24 protein-coding genes are annotated in these 20,051 nt (G+C 53.0%); 1 reads left to right on the top strand and 23 read right to left on the bottom strand.

Annotated features, from left to right (window positions below; genetic code table 11):
• Positions 1-2 precede the first annotated feature (2 nt).
• The 21 genes from FNL37_RS12015 to FNL37_RS11915 all read right to left on the bottom strand — a co-directional run bounded on the left by FNL37_RS12015 (position 3) and on the right by FNL37_RS11915 (position 14,914).
• Positions 3-320 carry a phosphoribosyl-ATP diphosphatase gene (locus FNL37_RS12015; protein WP_015829251.1) on the bottom strand — a complete coding sequence of 106 codons (318 nt, stop codon included), beginning with the start codon at positions 318-320 and terminating at the stop codon, positions 3-5.
• Positions 313-705: a phosphoribosyl-AMP cyclohydrolase gene (gene hisI, locus FNL37_RS12010; RefSeq protein WP_013441101.1), complete on the bottom strand. Its 393-nt coding sequence runs from the start codon at positions 703-705 to the stop codon at positions 313-315. The genes FNL37_RS12015 and hisI overlap by 8 nt, the downstream gene beginning before the upstream one ends.
• Entirely contained in the window at positions 702-1,460 is a 759-nt protein-coding gene (gene hisF / locus FNL37_RS12005) for an imidazole glycerol phosphate synthase subunit HisF (RefSeq protein WP_159356331.1), read from the bottom strand. The genes hisI and hisF overlap by 4 nt, the downstream gene beginning before the upstream one ends.
• Positions 1,457-2,197 (bottom strand): 1-(5-phosphoribosyl)-5-[(5-phosphoribosylamino)methylideneamino]imidazole-4-carboxamide isomerase, encoded by a 741-nt coding sequence (gene hisA, locus FNL37_RS12000; protein WP_159356330.1) that lies wholly within the window; start codon positions 2,195-2,197, stop codon positions 1,457-1,459. Before hisA ends, hisF begins: the two co-directional genes overlap by 4 nt.
• A 20-nt stretch (positions 2,198-2,217) precedes the next feature.
• A complete protein-coding gene (hisH, locus tag FNL37_RS11995; RefSeq protein WP_159356329.1) occupies positions 2,218-2,862 on the bottom strand; it encodes an imidazole glycerol phosphate synthase subunit HisH in 645 nt (214 codons plus the stop codon).
• Positions 2,863-2,906: 44 nt separating this feature from the next.
• A complete protein-coding gene (gene hisB / locus FNL37_RS11990) occupies positions 2,907-3,494 on the bottom strand; it encodes an imidazoleglycerol-phosphate dehydratase HisB (RefSeq protein ID WP_013441097.1) in 588 nt (195 codons plus the stop codon).
• 98 nt (positions 3,495-3,592) lie between these two features.
• Entirely contained in the window at positions 3,593-4,258 is a 666-nt protein-coding gene (gene hxlA / locus FNL37_RS11985) for a 3-hexulose-6-phosphate synthase (RefSeq protein ID WP_013441096.1), read from the bottom strand.
• 177 nt (positions 4,259-4,435) lie between these two features.
• Positions 4,436-5,503 carry a histidinol-phosphate transaminase gene (gene hisC, locus FNL37_RS11980; RefSeq protein WP_159356328.1) on the bottom strand — a complete coding sequence of 356 codons (1,068 nt, stop codon included), beginning with the start codon at positions 5,501-5,503 and terminating at the stop codon, positions 4,436-4,438.
• The gene (hisD, locus tag FNL37_RS11975; RefSeq protein WP_159356327.1) at positions 5,500-6,798 is read right to left on the bottom strand and encodes a histidinol dehydrogenase; all 1,299 of its coding nucleotides are present in this window, start codon (positions 6,796-6,798) and stop codon (positions 5,500-5,502) included. Before hisD ends, hisC begins: the two co-directional genes overlap by 4 nt.
• A gap of 9 nt (positions 6,799-6,807) precedes the next feature.
• Entirely contained in the window at positions 6,808-7,458 is a 651-nt protein-coding gene (hisG, locus tag FNL37_RS11970; protein WP_013441093.1) for an ATP phosphoribosyltransferase, read from the bottom strand.
• Between the two features lie 44 nt (positions 7,459-7,502).
• A complete protein-coding gene (gene murA, locus FNL37_RS11965) occupies positions 7,503-8,753 on the bottom strand; it encodes a UDP-N-acetylglucosamine 1-carboxyvinyltransferase (protein WP_159356326.1) in 1,251 nt (416 codons plus the stop codon).
• A 42-nt stretch (positions 8,754-8,795) separates the two neighbouring features.
• Positions 8,796-9,116 (bottom strand): Grx4 family monothiol glutaredoxin, encoded by a 321-nt coding sequence (gene grxD / locus FNL37_RS11960; protein ID WP_013441091.1) that lies wholly within the window; start codon positions 9,114-9,116, stop codon positions 8,796-8,798.
• Positions 9,117-9,134: 18 nt separating this feature from the next.
• Positions 9,135-9,383 carry a BolA family protein gene (locus FNL37_RS11955; protein WP_013441090.1) on the bottom strand — a complete coding sequence of 83 codons (249 nt, stop codon included), beginning with the start codon at positions 9,381-9,383 and terminating at the stop codon, positions 9,135-9,137.
• Between the two features lies 1 nt (position 9,384).
• Positions 9,385-10,164, bottom strand: a complete 780-nt coding sequence (locus FNL37_RS11950; RefSeq protein ID WP_013441089.1) for an ABC transporter permease — start codon at positions 10,162-10,164, stop codon at positions 9,385-9,387.
• Positions 10,161-11,072, bottom strand: coding sequence for an ABC transporter ATP-binding protein (locus tag FNL37_RS11945; protein ID WP_013441088.1), 912 nt, complete (start codon positions 11,070-11,072; stop codon positions 10,161-10,163). The genes FNL37_RS11950 and FNL37_RS11945 overlap by 4 nt, the downstream gene beginning before the upstream one ends.
• A 22-nt stretch (positions 11,073-11,094) precedes the next feature.
• Positions 11,095-11,388: an STAS domain-containing protein gene (locus FNL37_RS11940; RefSeq protein WP_013441087.1), complete on the bottom strand. Its 294-nt coding sequence runs from the start codon at positions 11,386-11,388 to the stop codon at positions 11,095-11,097.
• A gap of 11 nt (positions 11,389-11,399) precedes the next feature.
• The gene (locus tag FNL37_RS11935) at positions 11,400-12,008 is read right to left on the bottom strand and encodes an MlaC/ttg2D family ABC transporter substrate-binding protein (RefSeq protein WP_013441086.1); all 609 of its coding nucleotides are present in this window, start codon (positions 12,006-12,008) and stop codon (positions 11,400-11,402) included.
• 2 nt (positions 12,009-12,010) lie between these two features.
• A complete protein-coding gene (gene mlaD, locus FNL37_RS11930; protein WP_015829244.1) occupies positions 12,011-12,490 on the bottom strand; it encodes an outer membrane lipid asymmetry maintenance protein MlaD in 480 nt (159 codons plus the stop codon).
• Between the two features lie 77 nt (positions 12,491-12,567).
• On the bottom strand, positions 12,568-13,359 hold the full coding sequence (gene mlaE / locus FNL37_RS11925; protein ID WP_159356325.1) for a lipid asymmetry maintenance ABC transporter permease subunit MlaE: 792 nt from the start codon (positions 13,357-13,359) through the stop codon (positions 12,568-12,570).
• Positions 13,352-14,158 carry an ABC transporter ATP-binding protein gene (locus tag FNL37_RS11920; protein WP_013441083.1) on the bottom strand — a complete coding sequence of 269 codons (807 nt, stop codon included), beginning with the start codon at positions 14,156-14,158 and terminating at the stop codon, positions 13,352-13,354. Before FNL37_RS11920 ends, mlaE begins: the two co-directional genes overlap by 8 nt.
• Before the next feature lie 111 nt (positions 14,159-14,269).
• Complete coding sequence (locus tag FNL37_RS11915; protein WP_015829242.1) at positions 14,270-14,914, bottom strand: prepilin-type N-terminal cleavage/methylation domain-containing protein; 645 nt, start codon at positions 14,912-14,914, stop codon at positions 14,270-14,272.
• Positions 14,915-15,108: 194 nt separating this feature from the next.
• Here FNL37_RS11915 and FNL37_RS11910 point away from each other — a divergent pair, with 194 nt between their 5' ends.
• Positions 15,109-16,827, top strand: a complete 1,719-nt coding sequence (locus FNL37_RS11910) for a sensor histidine kinase (protein ID WP_159356324.1) — start codon at positions 15,109-15,111, stop codon at positions 16,825-16,827.
• A 9-nt stretch (positions 16,828-16,836) separates the two neighbouring features.
• Here FNL37_RS11910 and ccsB read toward each other — a convergent pair whose 3' ends face one another.
• Both ccsB and FNL37_RS11900 read right to left on the bottom strand, forming a co-directional pair.
• Complete coding sequence (gene ccsB, locus FNL37_RS11905) at positions 16,837-17,982, bottom strand: c-type cytochrome biogenesis protein CcsB (protein WP_013441080.1); 1,146 nt, start codon at positions 17,980-17,982, stop codon at positions 16,837-16,839.
• 33 nt (positions 17,983-18,015) lie between these two features.
• Positions 18,016-19,929 (bottom strand): cytochrome c biogenesis protein ResB, encoded by a 1,914-nt coding sequence (locus FNL37_RS11900; protein WP_159356537.1) that lies wholly within the window; start codon positions 19,927-19,929, stop codon positions 18,016-18,018.
• Positions 19,930-20,051 lie beyond the last annotated feature (122 nt).

Below are 20,051 nucleotides of genomic sequence, written 5' to 3'. Positions count from 1 at the left end.
TGCTACTCCTTGCGTTGGGCTTTTTCTACCAGCCCGGAGAGGCCTTCTCGGCGGGCAAGCTCATCCAGCACATCCTGAGGCTCAAGCCCGGCATGCGCCAGCATGATCAAGGTATGAAACCAGAGATCGGCGGTTTCATAAATGATTTCATCCTTGTTGCCACCCTTGCCGGCAATGATGGTCTCAGCGGCCTCTTCGCCTACTTTCTTCAGGATACTATCCATACCCTTGGCATACAGCTTGGCCACATAGGAGGCTGCCGGATCAGCTTGTTTACGCTGTTCCAGCAACTCGCCCAATCGGTTAAGTACATCACTCACGGTGGTAAATATCCCCAGGATTTTTGATAACGGGCTGGTCTATCACCCACTCAGTATCTGTCAGCTTCTGGAAAAAACAATTATGCCGTCCAGTATGGCAGGCAATGCCGCCCACCTGCTCGACACTGATGAGTACCACATCCTCATCGCAATCAAGGCGAATCTCATGCACTTTTTGCACATGACCGGATTCCTCACCCTTATGCCAGAGACGGTTGCGCGAGCGTGACCAATAAACAGCCTGCCCGGTTTCGGCAGTCAGGCGCAAAGCTTCGCGATTCATCCATGCGAACATCAGCACTTTGTTACTACCGACCTCTTGGGCAATAACCGGCACCAAGCCATCCGCAGTCCATTGCACTTTATCCAGCCATGCTACGCTCACAATCGCACCTCTATGCCATGGTCACGCATGTATTCTTTTGCCTGGCGTACGGTAAATTCACCATAGTGAAAAATACTGGCTGCCAGCACAGCGTCAGCGCCGCCCTCTTGTACACCTTCAACAAGATGCAATAGATTGCCCACGCCACCCGAAGCAATGATAGGGACACTGACCGCATCGCTGATCGCGCGATTCAAGGGCAGGTTAAAACCGATTTTGGTGCCATCGCGGTCCATACTGGTCACCAGCAATTCACCAGCACCAAGCGCAACCATTTTCTTTGCCCACTCAACAGCGTCAAGTCCCGTGGCTTTTCTGCCACCGTGGGTAAACACTTCCCAATGATCGTCCACCTGCTTGGCATCAATCGCCACCACAATGCATTGCGATCCAAAACGTCCTGCCGCGTCTGCCACCAATTGCGGATTGGTGACAGCGGAAGTGTTGATACTGACTTTATCGGCCCCGGCGTTCAACAAACGGCGGACATCGTCAACTTCGCGCACGCCACCACCCACCGTCAATGGAATGAAGACCTGGGAAGCGACTTGCTCGATAATATTGAGAATTAAGCCGCGGTTGTCCGAACTGGCCGTGATATCCAGGAAAGTAAGCTCATCTGCGCCCTGATCATCATAGCGTTTGGCAATCTCAACCGGATCACCCGCATCGCGCAGCTCCAGGAAATTCACGCCCTTGACCACACGACCATCGGTCACGTCCAGGCACGGAATAATGCGCTTGGCCAGGCTCATCCGTTCAGCTCGTCTGCCAATGCTTGTGCGGCAGCAAAATCCAGCGTGCCTTCATAAATGGCGCGACCGGTAATGGCTCCCATGATGCCTTCACTTTCCACGGCACACAGCTTGTGCACATCATCAAGATTGGTAATGCCGCCACTGGCAATGACCGGAATAGTCAGCGCTCGCGCCAATGCCACGGTTGCTTCAATGTTCACCCCGCTCAGCATGCCATCGCGACCGATATCGGTATACACCACGGCTTCCACGCCATACCCTTCAAATTTCTGTGCCAGATCAATCACGTCATGCCCGGTGAGTTTGGACCAGCCATCTACCGCCACCTTGCCATCCTTGGCATCAAGGCCAACCATGATCTGACCAGGGAAGGCATAGCATGCCTCATGTAAAAACCCCGGATTTTTAACAGCAGCTGTGCCAATGATGACGTAATCGATACCATCGTCCAGATAACGCTCAATGGTCTCAAGATCACGGATACCACCGCCGAGCTGAATAGGGATTTCTCCACCAACCGCATCCACAATGGCTTTGATCGCGCCTTCATTCACGGGCTTTCCTGCAAATGCGCCATTAAGGTCAACCAGATGCAGACGTTTGCCGCCCTTATCTACCCAATGGCGCGCCATGGCACCCGGATCCTCGGAAAACACAGTGGCGTCTTCCATAAGGCCTTGTTTGAGTCGTACACAGTGACCGTCTTTCAGGTCGATGGCAGGAATAATCAGCATATTTTTTTAATAGATAGAAATTAAGGACGTCCGTCCCACGCAACAAAATTGGATAACAACTTCAGGCCGGCGTGCTGGCTTTTTTCTGGGTGAAACTGCACCGCAAAAATATTATCGCGCGCAATACAGCTGGTAAAGCGCTTGGGGTAATTGCTGTAACCCACCTCAATCTCGGCGTCCTCGGGAACGACATAGTAACTATGCACGTAGTAGAAACGTTCGCCATCGGCAATATCGTTCCATATGGGGTGAGGACGGCTCTGATAAACCTCGTTCCAGCCCATATGAGGTACTTTTAACCGTGCGCCGTTTGCATCCACCATATCAGCATCAGCAAAGCGCTTAACATTCCCTGGCAAGATGCTTAGTCCAGCGGCATTGCCTTCTTCACTATGATCAAACAGGAGCTGCAGCCCGATGCAGATGCCCAGAAAAGGCTTGTCGGCAGCCGCAGAAATCACCGCTTGGCGCAGGCCTCTGGCATCAAGCTCCCTGACACAGTCAGGCATGGCCCCCTGGCCAGGAAACACCACACGCTCAGCCGCCACAATGTCGGCAGGATCACTGGTCACGACCACCCGTTTACCGGGCGCCACATGCTCCAGCGCCTTGGATACGGAGCGCAAATTGCCCATGCCATAATCCACAACAGCAATATCGATCATAGTCTGTGCTTAACAAAATCAGAAATATTGGGACTACCCAAAACTTATAAAGTGCCTTTAGTCGAAGGCATGATGCCGGTCATGCGGTCATCTGCTTCCACGGCCATACGCAAAGCGCGGCCAAAAGCCTTGAAAATCGTTTCTGCCTGATGGTGCGCATTGTCACCACGCAGATTATCGATATGCAGGGTCACCAGGGCGTGATTGACAAAGCCCTGGAAAAATTCGTGTATGAGGTCGACATCGAAGTCGCCTATGCGGGCGCGTGTAAACTCCACGCCGAATTCCATGCCGGGGCGGCCGGAAATATCCAGTACAACACGCGACAATGCTTCGTCCAACGGTACATAAGAGTGACCGTAACGACGTATCCCTTTTTTATCGCCTATTGCCTTGGCAAAAGCTTGACCCAGGGTAATGCCAATATCCTCGACAGTGTGATGCGCATCAATATGCAAATCGCCATTGGCAGACACTGTGATGTCCATCATGCCATGACGGGCAATCTGATCGAGCATGTGATCAAAAAAACCCAGACCGCTGGCGAGCTTGGATACGCCGGTACCATCCAGATTGATTGACACCGAGATTTGCGTTTCGAGGGTATTACGACTTACTTCGGCAATACGCATGGGAAGATCATTACTTTCTTGAGTTTCAAAAAACTAAAAACCGCCGCAGACCTTTGCAGCGACTGCGGCGGTTTGAGTTCCAGACGTGATATTTCGTCTTAGCTGAACAGTTTCTTCAACCAGCCGAACACGCCGCCGCTGGAAGTCGAACCTTTAGCCAGGCCGCTGATTTCTGCAGCAGCAGCAGCAGGGTCAGCAGCACCGTAGATAGCAGCACCAGCAACAACGATGTTGGCACCAGCATCAACCACTTGTTTAACAGTAGCTGGCTTGATACCACCAGCAACAGAAACCTTAACGCCCAGATTCAGACTGGATACCAGACCCAGGTCAGCAAATGGAGTTTGACCAGCAGCTTGTTGGTCCAGGCCAGTGTGCACACCGATGATGTGCGCGCCCAGCTTTGCAACTTCCTTGGTACGTGCAGCTTTGTCTGCTACGTTGATCAGATCGATTTGAGCTTCTTTGCCATACTTGTTGGCAACATCAATTACACCCTTGATAGTACCGATATCGGCAGTACCCAGTACGGTGCAAATGTCAGCGCCAGCCTTGTAGAAAGGCTCAGCTTCGTAGTAGCCAGCATCCATGGTCTTCAGATCAACCAGAATCTTGTTGTTCGGGAATTTAGCGCGCAGTGTTTGCAGCAGCTTGATACCGTTGTACTTGATACAAGGGGTACCGATTTCAAGAATATCTACATGGGGGGCTACTTTGGTAGCCAGTGCTACGGTTGCATCGAAATCCAATGAATCCAATGCCATTTGTACTGATGGTTGTGCCACGATACTTCCTCCGCTTAAGTTACAGGGTTATGATTTACTCACTCCGTAATGATACATTTTTTCTTGTGAATAGGGTAAATCGGTTGAATTTTAGCAATATTTTGCCATGATGCACCTCAAATGCATCATTAGGCAGCATCATAATCGCTTTTAAGTTCAGGTGGCGGAGAGAATGTCCTTCAAAGCGGCAATCAGTGCCTCACATTCCTCATCAGTTCCCACGGTAATGCGCATGAACTGATCAATACGGGCAGGCTTTTTAAAGTGGCGCACGATAATGCTGCGCTCACGCAATGCTGTCGTCAGACCCAAGGCGTCACGATGGGGGTGACGCGCAAAAATGAAATTGGCTCCGGAAGGCAATACTTCAAAGCCCAAGGCCTGCATGGCATCCACAAGCTTTTCGCGGCTAGCCATCACGCGCTGGCGCATCGCATCGAAGTAGGCAACATCCTCCATCGCAGCCACTGCTCCAGCACTGGCAAACCTGTCGATGGGGTAAGAGTTGAAGCTATCTTTCACACGATGCAGGGCATCGATCAGCTCAGGATGACCCACCGCGTAACCGACACGCAAACCAGCAAGGGAGCGTGATTTTGACAAGGTATGTGTCACCAGTAGCTGCGGATACGCATTAACCAGCGTTACGGCTGATTCACCACCAAAATCAATATAGGCCTCATCAATGACAACCACCGACTCGGTATTGGCATCCAGCAACCGGCGTATCTCGCTCAGCGCCAGCACACGCCCCGTGGGCGCATTGGGGTTGGGGAAAATAATCCCGCCATTCGCAACGCGATAATCATCCACATTGATTTCAAAGGTTTGCGTCAATGGCACGGTCTGATAATCAATATCGTAGAGCCCGCAATACACCGGATAAAAGCTGTAGGTAATATCCGGAAATAACAAAGGAGCATCATGCTTGAGCAAAGCAAGAAACACATGTGCCAGCACCTCATCCGACCCATTGCCAACAAACACCTGTGCTGGCGTTAAGCCATGAAACTCAGCGATGGCCTGCTTCAGCCGGTCTGAATTGGGGTCCGGGTAAAGGCGCAGACTATCCGCAGCTTCGCCGCGCAAAGCCTCCAGCACCTTAGGGCTGGGGCCATACGGATTTTCATTGGTATTGAGCTTGATGAGGTTGGCAATTTTAGGCTGCTCACCCGGTGTATAGGGGGTGAGGCCGTGTACTACCTGGCTCCAGTATTTACTCATTTTTTAAGCCGGTACTCCGCAGAACGGGCGTGTGCTTGCAGGCCTTCGCCATACGCGAGGGTAGCGGCCACTTTGCCCAGCTTTTGCGCACCTTCGGCCGATACCATGATCAGGCTGGAGCGCTTCTGGAAATCGTACACACCAAGCGGCGAAGAAAATCTGGCCGTGCGTGAAGTTGGCAACACGTGATTAGGCCCAGCACAGTAATCCCCCAGTGCTTCGCAGGTATCACGTCCCATGAAGATGGCACCAGCGTGTTTGATCTTCTTGCTGAAGGCCAGAGGATCATCCAGTGAAAGTTCCAGGTGTTCAGGGGCGATGTAATTGCTTATGCGAGCGGCTTCTTCCAGATCCTTCACCTCAATCAGCGCGCCACGGCCTTGCAGCGATGTCTTGATGATGTCCTTGCGTGGCATCTCTTCAACCAGACGTGCTGCACTGGCGGCGACCTTGTCGAGAAACTCGGCATCGGGCGATAACAAAATGGCCTGGGCAAGCTCGTCGTGCTCGGCTTGCGAAAACAAATCCATCGCCACCCAGTCCGGATTGGTCTTGCCATCACAGATCACGAGAATTTCAGAAGGTCCGGCCACCATATCAATACCAACTACGCCAAATACGCGACGCTTGGCAGCGGCCACATAGGCATTGCCAGGCCCGACAATCTTGTCTACCTGCGGTACGGTCTCTGTGCCATATGCCAAGGCGCCCACAGCCTGAGCACCACCGATACAGAACACGCGATCTACGCCACATACCGCCGCAGCTGCCAGCACCAGCTGGTTACGCTCACCATTGGGTGTCGGCACTACCATGATCAGTTCTTCCACGCCTGCCACCTTGGCGGGAATGGCGTTCATCAGCACGGATGAAGGGTAGGCTGCCTTGCCGCCAGGCACATACAAGCCCACACGATCAAGCGGAGTCACTTGTTGGCCCAGCAAAGTGCCATCATCCTCGGTATAACTCCAGGACGACATCAACTGCTTCTCGTGGTAAAGACGCACGCGCTCGGCCGCTTGTTGCAATGCCTCGCGCTGGGCAGCCGGCAGGGCTTCCAGTGCGGCATGCAGTTCTACTTGGGAGATTTCCAGCGAGGAAAGACCTGCCACATCCAGATGATCAAAGCGCTTGGTGTATTCCAGCACAGCGGCATCGCCACGTTGTTTTACATTGCGCAAGATATCGGCAACCACCAGATCAATCTGGTCATCCTGAGCGGTCTCAAATGCCAGCAAGGCTTTGAGATCCGCATCAAAGCTCGCATCGCGAGTAGAAAAGCGTCGAATATTCATTGTGTAGCCTTATTTCTTTCCATTTTCTGCCACTGCTTGGGCAAATGAATCCATGATTGGTTGCAGCTCGCCACGCTTCAGCTTGAGCGAAGCCTGATTCACCACCAGGCGAGAGCTGATATCAGCAATCTCTTCGACGGCCTTGAGCTGATTGGCGCGCAATGTGCCGCCGGTGCTCACCAGGTCGACAATCGCATCGGCCAGGCCGACCAATGGGCCCAGTTCCATCGAACCATACAACTTGATCAGATCAACATGCATGCCTTTGTTGGCAAAATGCTCACGCGCCGTTTTCACATATTTCGTCACGACCTTGAGACGGGCACCGCGACGAATCGAACCGAAATAATCGAAATCCTCACGCACGGCGACCATCATCTTGCACCGGGCGATCTGCAGATCCAGCGGCTGATACAGCCCTTCGCCACCATGTTCAGTCAACACGTCCTTGCCAGCAATGCCCAGATCAGCCGCGCCATATTGCACGTAAGTGGGGACATCGGTCGCCCGCACAATCAGCAAGCGGACGTCTGGACGGTTGGTCGGCAGAATCAGCTTGCGCGAAGCCTCTGGCGCTTCCAGGGCATGAATGCCCGCGGCCGCCAGCAGAGGGGTGGTCTCTTCAAAAATGCGGCCTTTGGATAGGGCAATGGTGATCATGAATTCAGTTCTCTGTTAATACGGTCATTCAATGGCAAAGCGCATCAAGAAGTACGCTTGACCTTGGCACCCAGCGCTGTGAGCTTCTCTTCGAGATTTTCATAGCCACGATCCAGGTGATAAATACGCTCGATTATCGTCTCGCCACTGGCTACCAGCGCCGCCAGCACCAGACTGGCCGAAGCGCGCAAGTCAGTCGCCATTACGGTAGCGCCTTCCAGCTTGGGCACGCCTCGCACAATCGCCGTATTGCCTTCCACTTCAATCTGGGCACCCAGGCGCTGCATTTCCTGCACATGCATGAAGCGATTTTCGAAAATAGTCTCTGTCACTTTAGCCACACCATCCGCGATGGTATTCAAGGCCATCATTTGCGCCTGCATGTCCGTGGGAAAAGCGGGATGCGGCGCTGTGCGGATATTCACAGCCTTCAATTTTCCGTTACTTTTCACGGTGATGCTAGTTGCATCACTTTCCACTGTTACACCGGCATCGCGCAACTTCTCGATCACGGCATCCAGCAGGTCTGCCCGTGCATTGTTCAATTTGACGCAACCACCGGTCATGGCGGCAGCCACCATATAGGTTCCTGCCTCGATACGATCGCATACCACCTGATGTTCGCAGCCATGCAAACGCTCCACACCGTGTATGGTAATGATGTCAGTACCAGCACCTTCAATACGCGCGCCCATTTTGATCAGGCAATCAGCCAGATCAACCACTTCGGGTTCTTTGGCGGCGTTCTCAAGCACCGTGGTTCCCTCGGCCAAACACGCGGCCATCATGAGATTTTCGGTACCGGTGACCGTGACCATATCCATGAAATAGCGCGCTCCCTTGAGCTTGCTGGCACGCGCCTCAATGTAGCCATGTTCGATATGGATCTCGGCGCCCATGGCTTGCAATCCCTTGATATGCAAATCCACAGGCCGCGAACCAATGGCACACCCTCCTGGCAACGACACCCTGGCATGACCAAACCGGGCCAATAAAGGCCCCAGCACGAGGATGGAAGCGCGCATGGTTTTCACCATTTCATAAGGCGCTTCCTGGGTATGAATATGCGAAGCATCGAGGACGACACGATCTTCGGATCGGCTGGCCTGAACACCCATGTGCTCCAGCAAGGTAATGGTAGTCCCCACATCCTTGAGTTTGGCCACCGCGCTCAGTTTAAGCGGGGTTTCCGCCAGAAGCGAAGCGCAGAGAATCGGCAATGCCGCATTCTTGGCACCAGAAATGGTGATTTCCCCTTGTAGCGGAATGCCGCCTTCAATAACCAGCTTGTCCAAAATCCATCCCTAACGTTTATTGTCTAGCGACTGCCCGAAGATTCAGGCAGTAGCGGATTCCAGCATTTTTTGCAGCTCGCCCTGTTGAAACAGATCGCGCATGATATCAGCGCCACCCACGAACTCGCCCTTGATATAGAGCTGGGGAATAGTTGGCCAGTTAGCATAAACCTTGATGCCATCACGAATAGCAGGATCAGCCAGCACATCCACCGCCACGAAATCCTTGACCCCGCTCGCCTGCAAAATCTGCACGGCAAGACCGGAGAAACCGCATTGCGGAAACTTAGGCGTGCCCTTCATATAAAGCACCACTGGGTTTGCCGTGACCTGATTCTTGATCAATTCTTGAGTACTATCCATTTCAAACTCCTTAAGAGCTTAAGTCGAAGCACGTTGCGCCCAGGTTTCGGGCGTGAAGGTGCGCATCGATAAGGCATGAATTTCCTGGCGCATGCGATCGCCCAAAGCCTGATAAACCAACTGGTGCTGCTGCACCATATTCTTTCCTGTAAAGGCAGCGCTCACGATCACCGCCTCAAAATGCTGGCCATCATTACCCAGCACTTGCACGTAATCACACGCCAGACCTTGCGTTATATAGGTTTTTACATCATCTGCGCTTAACATTTTAGCCCCTGAGCTTGTATCCGGATTTCAACATTCTGAGCGCAAGCCATGACAGCAGCAAGAAACTGACCCCGACCACCAGCAAACTGACGGCAGGAGAAATGTCGCCTTGCCCAAAAAACCCATACCGGAAGCCATCTATCATGTAGAAAAACGGGTTGAAATGGGAAACCGTCTGCCATACCGGCGGTAAGGAATGGATCGAGTAAAACACGCCAGAAAGGAATGACAGAGGCATGATAATAAAATTCTGGAATGCCGCCATCTGATCAAACTTGTCCGCCCATATGCCGGCGATAATGCCAAACGCGCCCAGCAATGCACTACCCAGAAACGCGAATGCCAGAATGAACCCCGGATGCGCAATCGGCAGATCAATGAAAATGATCGCTACCAGATAAATACATAGCCCCACCACCAAGCCACGAATGATGGACGCCGCCAGGAATGCCAGGAAAAACTCCAGGTAAGACAGCGGAGTCAGCATCACAAAAATAATACTGCCCATCACCTTGGACTGGATAAGGCTGGATGAGCTATTGGCGAAGGCATTCTGCAATACCGACATCATGATCAGGCCCGGGATCAGGAAGGCGGTGTAACCCACGCCGTCGTACACCTGCACATGCTTGTCCAGCACATGGGAAAAAATCAGCAAATACAGCAGCGCAGTCATGACCGGGGCTGCGACGGTCTGAAAACTGACGCGCCAGAAGCGTAGCAGCTCCTTTTTGAACAACGTCCAGGGACCGCGCATGCGTGCTGAGATGAGACTGCTCATGCGCGCCCCACCATATCGACAAATACATCCTCGAGATCAGCTTCCAGCAGCTGCATATCCGTAAACGTCAATTGCGACTGGCGAAGCTCCGCCAATACGTCCGCCACTTGGGCGACATCATTCAATGTAAAAGTGTAGACATCGCCATCACGATGACGCACCAGCGCAGCGATGCCAACAGGCAGCACACTGCCAGGCGCCATGGTGACGCGCAGCTGCTTGCCAGGAATCTGCTTGAGCAGATTCGCCGTGGTGTCCAGCGCCACAATCTGGCCCGACTTCATCATGGCAACGCGCGAACAGAGCACTTCAGCCTCTTCCAGATAATGCGTGGTGAGAATGATGGTATGACCTTCGCGATTGAGGCGCTGGATGAACGCCCACATGGTCTGGCGCAATTCCACGTCAACGCCCGCGGTTGGTTCATCCAGCACGATAACGGGAGGCTTGTGGGCCAGCGCCTGTGCAATCAATGCCCGACGTTTCATGCCACCAGACAGGCGACGCATATTGACGTGGGCCTTGTCGGTCAGTCCCAGGGACTCAATCACTTCATCCACCCAGGCGTCATTTTCTGGCCCACGACCAAAATACCCCGCCTGAAAGCGCAACATTTCGCGCACATTGAAAAATGGATCAAACACCAGTTCTTGCGGGACAACGCCCAGTAACTGCCTGGCCTGCGCATATTGGGATACTACGTCATGCCCCATCACTGACAATTTACCGCTACTTGGACGCAGCAGGCCAGCCAGCAAGTTGATCAAGGTGGACTTGCCTGCCCCATTGGGGCCGAGCAAGGCAAAGAACTCCCCCTGCTCAATCGACAGATCAATCCCCTTCAGTGCCTTTAAGGCACCGAAATCCTTGGTTACCTGCTCAATCTTGATTGCGGGGGTCATGGTCATGAAACGGGCAAAGCCCGAATGCCTAAGCGGCGACGTGAGGGATCAGATCCAGCACGCCATAGAGCGTCGCCAGACTGGTCAGGTTCTTGGGAAAATGGATGAACTTCAATTCACACTTCTGATCCTGCGCACGGCGCAGCCATTCAAACAGCACGCTGATCGTCGCCGTATCCACATCAGACACGGCGGAAAGATCAACTTCAAGACGATCGGCCATAGGCAAGGCCTGACTTTGTGCCAGCAGCTTATTCACCTGTGGCATCGTCATATCGCCCTGCACCTGCCAGCGCTGCCCTTCAGAAATAATTTGCGTCATTCTGCTTGCCGTTATTTGGCAGAACCAGCGTTCTTGTCGGCCAGCTTTTGAATCAGGCCATCCATGCCGGACTGGCGGATTTCATTGCTGAACTGACCACGATAGTTGGTCACCAGGCTCACGCCTTCAATGACGATATCGTAGACCTTCCAGGCTTCGCCGGTTTTTTCCAGGCTGTAATCGACAGCGATAGGCTGACCACCTGGCTGCACGATTTCCGTCTTGACGGTCACTTCCTTATCGGAAGGCTCGGCGCGCAATGGCTTGTAGTTGATGGTCTGGTTACGATACTTACCCAGCGCCGTGGCATAGGTACGGAGCATCAGGCTGCGGAATTCCTTCTGGAAGGCATCCTGCTGCTCTTTGCTGGCGCGGCTCCAGTTTTTGCCCAGCACCATGCGTGACACACGATCAAAATCGAAATTGGGCAAAATCTTTTCTTCTGCCAAGGCAAAAATCTTCTTCTGATCGCCGGCCTGAATATCCTTGTCTTTCTTGACGATGGCCAGCACTTCATCAGCAGTCGACTTCACCAGCACGTCAGGGGCGACATCGGCCACAGCCAACTGCATTGCGCCCATCAGGGCAATACTTGCTACGAATTTCATTACAGACTTCATGTTTATTCCGCCTTTTTACTATCGCCACTTTCGGAGGCTTTGTTATACAAGAACTGACTGATCATTTTTTCCAGGACAACTGCATCCTGGGTATGGGAAATCTTGTCCCCATCTTTCAATGACTGGTCATCGCCACCGGCTTCCAGACCCACATATTGCTCGCCCAGCAGGCCAGCCGTATAAATATTGGCAAACGTGTCTTTGGGGAATGGATAACGCTTATCCAACTTCAGAGTCACATTTGCTTCAAAGGTTTTACTATCGAACTGAATATTGTCGACACGGCCGATCACCACACCCGCGCTTTTTACCGGGGCACGTGGCTTCAAACCGCCAATATTTTCAAAAGCAGCAGTTACCGTGTAAGTTTCGCCGATGCTACTGGAAGTCAGATTGCCCACTTTCAGCGCCAGTCCAAACAAGGCGGCAGCGCCAGCGACGGCAAAAATGCCGACCCATAAATCCATTGTTGTGCGTTCCATTCAATCTCCAGTCTTTGCGTTATCACGCATTTTATTTCGCGCCCTACACAAGGGCTTACTCACCCGCAATCAGCGAATCAAGTCACAATCATGAAAGAAGTCAGGATGAAGTCCAGGCCAAGCACAGCCAGGGACGAATTCACCACCGTACGTGTTGTTGCCCGGCTTACGCCCTCGGCAGTAGGCGGAGCATCAAACCCCTCAAACAGGGCAATCATGGTGCAAGCAACGCCAAACACCACACTCTTGATGACACCATTCACAATATCAGCCTGAAAATCAACGCTGGCCTGCATTTGCGACCAGAAAGCGCCGTTATCCACGCCGATGACCGGAACCGCCACCAGATAACCGCCCAATACCCCTACCATAGAGAACAGAGCTGCCAGCAAAGGCATGGAAACCACACCGGCCCAGAAGCGAGGAGCCACTACACGGGCAATCGGGCTGACCGCCATCATTTCCATCGCCGACAACTGCTCGGTCGTTTTCATCAGGCCGATTTCAGCGGTAATGGCCGTACCGGCTCGACCAGCAAATAACAGTGCCGTGACCACAGGACCCAGCTCGCGCACCAGGGAAAGCGCCACCAGCACGCCAATCGCTTCTGACGAGCCATATTTCTGCAAGGTGTTATAACCCTGCAACGCCAGCACCATGCCGACAAAGAATGCCGACACCAGAATGATCAGCAAGGACATGACGCCGGTAAAGTAAATTTCCCGGATGGTCAGATGGATACGCCTGAAACTCTCGCCAGAATAAATCAGCGTGTACAGAAAGAATCGCGCGCCTGAACCCAGACGCCAGACACGATCAATAATGCGGTGGCCCATGCCACGCAACACTTCAGCCAAACGATTAAGCATCCTGCCCTCTCAGCATATCGCGCCGGTAATCAGGCGCGGAATAGTGGAAGGGCACTGGCCCATCAACTTCACCATGCACAAATTGATGTACAAACGGCAGCGTCGACTGCCGCAACTCGTCAGGAGCACCTTCCGCCTCAACCACTCCATTGGCCACGATGTAGACATAATCGGCAATCGAAAACGCTTCTTTCACATCATGGGTAACCAGTATGGAGGTCGCCCCCAAGGCATCATTCAGACTACGAATGAGGTTGCAGGTGACGCTCATGGAAATCGGGTCGAGACCAGTAAATGGCTCGTCATACATGATAATGGACGGGTCAAGCGCAATCGCTCGGGCCAAAGCCACGCGGCGCGCCATACCACCGGAAAGCTCCGTCGGCATCAAGTTACGAGCACCGCGCAAACCAACGGCATTCAGTTTCATCATCACCAGATCACGGACGATGGACTCAGGCAGGTCAGCATGCTCCCGAATGGGGAAAGCGACATTTTCGTAAACCGACAAATCGGTAAACAGGGCGCCGAACTGAAACAGCATGCCCATCTTGCGACGCAGCTGAAACAGGCCGTGACGATCCTGCTTGTGGACCACCTGACCCTCGACACGCACTTCGCCTTGAGTGGGCACCAGCTGCCCGCCAATCAGGCGCAGCAAGGTTGTCTTGCCACTTCCACTGCCACCCATGATGGCGATCACCTTGCCACGCGGAAAGGACATATTAATGCCCTTATGCAGCAGTCGCCCTTTGTAACCAAAGGATAGATTGTCGATTTCGACGATGTTGTCGGCCATAGCGGTCTTGGAATTTGGAATCCTGCCATTTTAAATCAATTCGTGTTGCGCACGTAATACAAAAACAAAAAAGCCCGCCTAAGCGGGCTTTTTTACAACAATTTAACTGCCTTAAAACGCCATGCACACCACGTATTTCTGCGAATCCACAATGGATGGACTACTCCCGGCGGACACAACCGCAGTTGCAGCTGCAGTCCCACTCACCGCTTCGGCAGCCATCATGGCTCCAGTCGCGGTATTGCCATCATCCATGGTGGCATCCAACTGTTTTACGAACTTGCCCAGAATGCCGGTCGAGCATATGGCATAGGATCCGCTCAACCCCGAAATCGTCTTGTTTGGATTGGACTGCACCCCAATCACCCCACCCTCGGTGTTGGTCGGCTGGTAAGTCGCATCCCCCAGCGTGGTTGAGCCTGTTGCCAGTCCGGCCAGCCTTAAATGCTGCCAGAAAATGTAGGTTTCATCCGTCTGGGTTGTCGAGTTCCAGACTCCTTCAATCACGCCATCGCCGTCGCCATTGCTGGTTGCACCCACATGATTAATGGCGGCTTTGTCATCCCCTGGCAATGCCTTGAATTTATCCTGATAGGAATATACCTGAACCTGAATGTTTCTAAAGTCAGATGCCATGTTCTTTACCTTGGCACTGTTAATCAGCTCCTGCCCCTTCAGCACGCCGCCAAGCAGCAAGCCGATGATCACCAGCACAATTGCCAGCTCAATCAAGGTAAAACCAGATTGTTTGTTCATTAAGCTATCCTTATGACCCCTGTTATTTTTTTACCTGCCAACATCAGAAATAACTGATTTTTGTTGCATTCTACATTGCAATTGGCGTGCCACAGGCGAAATTCTTGTTCAGAAATTAAATTGATTACGATTATGGGCTTATATGATTAAAATCATCTTCCCAGCGTCAAAATATCATCATCTCTGACAATAAAATGACACCTACCAGCCCCACATCGATTGCCATGCAAGCCTCGCGATTTGCCATGGCATCTCGTCAGCAATGGCAGCTGGCGCTGATGTTGTTTTCATTGCACGGGTTGCTGGTGTGGGGCATAGGGAGTGAGCTACAAACAGCCTGGGCACTTTTTCATTATGGTTGCTTTCTGCTTTGGCAGCCCGTGCTGCATGGCAGGGAGCCCCTCACCCTGCGAACCGCCCTGATCCTGCTGGGCGGTGGGATTGTAATGACCATGTTCATGAGCTGGTGGCTCATGGCTTTCTGGCTTTGCCTGTTATTTTCCTTGCTGGGCGGACGTATTTTTTCGCTGGCAAAAACATCTGCCCGCCCAGGCTTTCTGCTGGCCGCGACCTATTTGCTGGCCATGCTGACCATGCATGTCGTGCCGCGTTTGCTCGCCAGAAATATCGATACGGATGCCTTGATGGTGCTCGTTGAATACGGGCTGCTTTTGCTGCCCGTCGGCGTACTGTTTACCAAAGCTGAGCATGGCGATGCTCGGCAAGCGCTTGCCATGGACTTTTTTTATACGCTGATGCTGCTGATGATCACCATCACGCTGGTGCTCGGATGCTTCGCCATCGCCACGACCACACAGGCACGCTACACCGAAGTATTGCTGAAGATGATTTTTGCCTTGGCGGCGGGCTTGCTGGCCTTGAGCTGGTTCTGGAATCCCAGGGCAGGCTTCTCGGGGATTGGCCTGATACTTTCGCGCTATCTGCTCAGTGTGGGCTTGCCTTTTGAACAGTGGATACAGAGTATCGCCGAGCTTGCCCAGCAGCAACGCACGCCAGCCAGCTTTCTTTCGCATGCCATTGCCGACATTGCGCAGCTGCCGTGGGTTGAGGGCGCCACATGGCGCCTCGGTGAGAGCGAGCAGCAATTGGGGAAACCCAGCATGCATCTGCATGAGTTGCAGTTTCATGATGTGAATTTGACCTTGTATAGCCGCTGGCCGCTGACACCCGCCTTGACGATACACGTCAAACTGCTGACCCGTATTGTGGCTGAGTTTTACGAAGCCAAACGCCGCGAAGAAACCATGACACAGAATGCCTATATGCAGGCGGTATATGAGACCGGCGCCCGCCTGACACATGACATCAAGAATCTGGTCCAATCCATGGGCGCCTTGTGTAGCGCGGCCGAGCATACCGCAGCAAGCGATCAGGAGCGACTGCTTGCCTTGATCCGCAAGCAATTACCCCTGCTGAATGAACGCATGGCAAAAACGTTGACCAAGCTGCAATCACCTGCCAGCGAAACACGTAACACGCTGCCCATCTTGCAGTGGTGGGAAAGTTTTCAGGCGCATTACCCTCAACTTGGGATTATTTTCGAGACCACCATCTCCGCCAACCCAGAAGTGGATGGCGATGTGCTGGATAGCGTCACGGACAATCTGATTCAGAATGCCCTGGCCAAGCGCAGCAGTCAGCCAGAGCTGGCCATTTATGTCAGCCTCAGTGGGGATCATCACTATACGGTGGCGGTAAGAGATACCGGCAGCGCAATGCCCGCGACTATCGCCGAGAACCTGTTCAAAAAACAGGTAAGCTCCGGCAAAGGGCTGGGCATAGGCTTGTATCAGGCGGCCAAACAGGCAAACGCCAGCGGATTAACGCTGGCGTTGAAGGAAAATCGCGAAGGTGCAGTCTGGTTTACGCTAGGCCCGCAACAGCCTGCCTAACACCAATCATCAAAGCGTTCCGTAAGAGTGCAGGCCGGAAAGGAACATATTGACGCCGAGGAAGGCAAAGGTCGTCACCAGCAAACCTACCAATGCCCACCAGGCCAGCATGCTGCCGCGCAAGCCCTTAACCAAGCGCAAGTGCAGCCAGGCCGCATAATTCAGCCACACAATCAGGGCCCAGGTTTCCTTCGGGTCCCATGACCAATAGCCGCCCCAGGCTTCCGCCGCCCACATGGCACCCAGAATAGTCGCAATGGTGAAGAAGGCAAAACCGACGGCAATCGCCTTGTACATCACGTCATCCAGCACTTCGAGCTTGGGCAGGCGCGATGCCAGAATGCCACGCTCAGCCAGCAAATAAGCGCTACCCACCATCGCTGCCAGCGAGAAGGCGCCATAACCAATAAAGTTGGCCGGCACATGGATTTTCATCCAGTAGGATTGCAAGGCAGGCACCAGCGGCTGAATGGCATTGGCCTGACGATCGAAGGTGTACCAGAGGATGAAGCCTACCGCCGCGTTAATGACCAGCAAGACAAAGCCACCCAGCTGGCGGGTTTCATAGCGGCGTTCATAGTAAAGATACAAAAGTGCCGTAATCAGGCAGAACAGCACAAATACTTCATACAGATTGCTGATTGGAATATGGCCAACATCCGGGGCGATCAGATAGGACTCATACCAGCGCACCATCAGGCCGACAAAGCCCATCAGCACGGCGGACCAGGTCAGGCTGGTCGCCACCTTGCCGGAGAATTCGGAACGGCGGAACAGGGCAAACCAGTAGGTCAGCATAGCCAGCACAAACAGCACATTCATCCACATGATGGCGGACTGGCTGGAGATAAGGAATTTCAACAGGAAGGCATGCTCGGCGCGGGCCAGATCGGCCTGATAGAGCTGAATGGCAAACAGGCTGATGATGCCGATGCCAATAATCAGAAGACGCATGGGTTTCCACTGCCAGCCCAGATAACTGAAGCCCAGCGCCGCCCCAATCAAAAAGGTTTTTTCGTAGGCATCCATGTAAGCGCCATATTGCTGGTAGGCAAACAGCGCGCCCGCACAGAGGATGATGGCATACAGCCAATCCTGCCAGCGCAAACGCTTCAACAGCGGCTGAGGGTGATCTTCAAACAAAATGGTATTCATGGTTTTTCCTGATCCTTGGCTAGATAGCATGCGCTATTCGCTTTGCAACAATCGACGCAACTGTTCGCGGTACTGCTCGAACTCCATATCCAGATCGCGATTCTTGCGATTGGCGGACATGGTAAACAACACTTCATTAGTGGGTTTGATCAACATCCAGATACGGCGTTCCCGGATATAAATCATGGCAAAGATGCCCAGCACCAGCAACACAGACCCACCATACACCAGATTCTTGCCGGGGGAGCGCGTCAGTTGCAAACCACTGGCCTGACGTTGCTGGAATTCATCCAGCTGCAAATAAAACGGGGCGCCATAAAAGAACAGATCACTCATGGCATTCAGACTTTCCTGCAGAAAGATCTGCGTATTGGAATCAGGCTCACCGGCCTTGAGTCCAGCACGCTCAAGCCCCAGCTTGTATGCCTCAAGCGTCGCACCAGAGATAATTTTCAGATAGGTCTGCGCCGCCTTTTCGCGCTGCGGCTCTGGCACGGCATCTTCAATCATCTTGGCAATCCGCGTGTAGCCACCCGCATCAAAGCCTTGCAACAACTGCACTACACTTGCCTGGAATTTCTTGCGCATGTCAGGATCAGCTTTGTCGCCCATGGCATCCTGAGTAAAGCGACGCGCAATTTCCTCGTGCAGGGAGGGATCAAACATGGTGGCCCGTAGCCGCATGAACCCTTGCAAGCTGTAATCCTCATCCGCAGGAATACGCAGGTACTTCAACTCATCCTGAGGCGTTGCCCGCATGCCGGTGACGAAATAGCGGCGGCCATCAAGCTGCAAAGGCTGCATGTAGCTCACATACTCGCGTGCCTGACCTTGGGCATCGCGCACCTTGTAGGTGATGTTGGGGCCGACGTTATGTGGCTTGCCCTTGCCATCGGGAGACAAGTTAAGAATGTTGAACAACCTGAAATCGTTGAATTCAACTTTCAGCGCCTGATCGCCCTCACCCAGGGTCACGTTCTTGAAGATATTGCTTTGCACTTTGATCGGCTGATCTTTGGCGCCAAACAAACCATATGCATTGAAATTGAGCTTGGTACCACCATCCTGAAAATCGGACTGGTAAATGGCAATGCCTTTATAAATCAGCGGGTGATTGACACTGATGGTGTGCGCCAACGGCTCCTTGAGGTCAGGATCAATAATCAGGAGATCACTCTCGAAGGACTTGGGCTGACCGGTAGCGTAATGCTCAATCCGGAACTGCTTCAGCTGAATGCGGAATGGCAGCTCCTGCACCAGATAACCATCGCGAATGCGCATGAAAGACACATTGGAGCTGGCACCTTCCGGCAGGGTCATATTGGCGCGGAAAGACAAATTGCGCACAGACAAGCGGCTGATGGCCGGTACTTCATTCTCGGGAATATCCAGCGTTTCGACCTTTTTGTAGCCGAGCAGCTCTTGCACCTTGAAGGGCACGTTGCCATCAATCAGGCCACCCACACAAATGATGACGATGGCCGTGTGCGTCAGGATATAACCAAGGCGCTGATAGCTGCCTGCCTTGGCGGCAATCAGCTCGCTGCCATCGGCTTGCTGTACAGTTTTGAACCGAAAACCACGCTGCCCTAAAAACTGCACGATACGCGCACGCGCCTCGGCAGTAGCGGCAACTGTATAAGAAGCACGATGACTGAATGCCCGCAGGGATTTTTCTGTCGCGCCCTCACGATAAGCACGCAACTCCCGCAACATCAGCGGGCTATTACGATAAATACAAAGGCTGGTCGACAGCACCAGGAACACCAGTATCACCAGAAACCAGACGCTGTGATACACGTCATACAAGCCCAGCTTTTCGAACAGATCAAACCAGAACTGGCCGAACTTGATCACGTAATTGGGATAAGGCTCGTTTTGCTTGAGGACCGTTCCGATGATAGACGCGATCCCCAATACGGTAAGCAAGCTCACGGCAAAACGCATGGAACTAAGGAGCTCGTATAGTCGACGGGAGTTGGAGAACTGAGGCTTCAAGGCGTAATCAATCTGAAAGAGTTCGTTTAGGACAAACAAGACTGGCAGGAGTTGCCAAAAAAGTTAAGGGT

It is taken from the genome of Methylovorus glucosotrophus, assembly GCF_009858335.1.
GTDB lineage: Bacteria > Pseudomonadota > Gammaproteobacteria > Burkholderiales > Methylophilaceae > Methylovorus > Methylovorus glucosotrophus.
The sequence above is the reverse complement of the archived record's forward strand: the minus strand, read 5'-3'. Positions and strand labels throughout refer to the sequence as shown.

Coding starts and splice junctions, on each gene's coding strand:
- FNL37_RS11955 (WP_013441090.1), bottom strand. CDS start 9,383: ATGTTAAGCGCAGATGATGTAAAAACCTATATAACGCAAGGTCTGGCG.
- FNL37_RS11935 (WP_013441086.1), bottom strand. CDS start 12,008: ATGAAGTCTGTAATGAAATTCGTAGCAAGTATTGCCCTGATGGGCGCA.
- FNL37_RS11945 (WP_013441088.1), bottom strand. CDS start 11,072: ATGACCATGACCCCCGCAATCAAGATTGAGCAGGTAACCAAGGATTTC.
- hisD (WP_159356327.1), bottom strand. CDS start 6,798: ATGAATATTCGACGCTTTTCTACTCGCGATGCGAGCTTTGATGCGGAT.
- FNL37_RS11940 (WP_013441087.1), bottom strand. CDS start 11,388: ATGACGCAAATTATTTCTGAAGGGCAGCGCTGGCAGGTGCAGGGCGAT.
- hisF (WP_159356331.1), bottom strand. CDS start 1,460: ATGAGCCTGGCCAAGCGCATTATTCCGTGCCTGGACGTGACCGATGGT.
- grxD (WP_013441091.1), bottom strand. CDS start 9,116: ATGGATAGTACTCAAGAATTGATCAAGAATCAGGTCACGGCAAACCCA.
- hisA (WP_159356330.1), bottom strand. CDS start 2,197: ATGCTGATTATTCCTGCCATCGACCTGAAAGACGGTCACTGTGTACGA.
- FNL37_RS11920 (WP_013441083.1), bottom strand. CDS start 14,158: ATGGCCGACAACATCGTCGAAATCGACAATCTATCCTTTGGTTACAAA.
- mlaD (WP_015829244.1), bottom strand. CDS start 12,490: ATGGAACGCACAACAATGGATTTATGGGTCGGCATTTTTGCCGTCGCT.
- FNL37_RS11915 (WP_015829242.1), bottom strand. CDS start 14,914: ATGAACAAACAATCTGGTTTTACCTTGATTGAGCTGGCAATTGTGCTG.
- mlaE (WP_159356325.1), bottom strand. CDS start 13,359: ATGCTTAATCGTTTGGCTGAAGTGTTGCGTGGCATGGGCCACCGCATT.
- FNL37_RS11900 (WP_159356537.1), bottom strand. CDS start 19,929: ATGCGTTTTGCCGTGAGCTTGCTTACCGTATTGGGGATCGCGTCTATC.
- hisG (WP_013441093.1), bottom strand. CDS start 7,458: ATGATCACCATTGCCCTATCCAAAGGCCGCATTTTTGAAGAGACCACC.
- hisH (WP_159356329.1), bottom strand. CDS start 2,862: ATGATCGATATTGCTGTTGTGGATTATGGCATGGGCAATTTGCGCTCC.
- ccsB (WP_013441080.1), bottom strand. CDS start 17,982: ATGAATACCATTTTGTTTGAAGATCACCCTCAGCCGCTGTTGAAGCGT.
- hisB (WP_013441097.1), bottom strand. CDS start 3,494: ATGCGTATTGCCGAAGTAAGTCGTAATACCCTCGAAACGCAAATCTCG.
- FNL37_RS11910 (WP_159356324.1), top strand. CDS start 15,109: ATGACACCTACCAGCCCCACATCGATTGCCATGCAAGCCTCGCGATTT.
- FNL37_RS11950 (WP_013441089.1), bottom strand. CDS start 10,164: ATGAGCAGTCTCATCTCAGCACGCATGCGCGGTCCCTGGACGTTGTTC.
- hisC (WP_159356328.1), bottom strand. CDS start 5,503: ATGAGTAAATACTGGAGCCAGGTAGTACACGGCCTCACCCCCTATACA.
- hxlA (WP_013441096.1), bottom strand. CDS start 4,258: ATGGCATTGGATTCATTGGATTTCGATGCAACCGTAGCACTGGCTACC.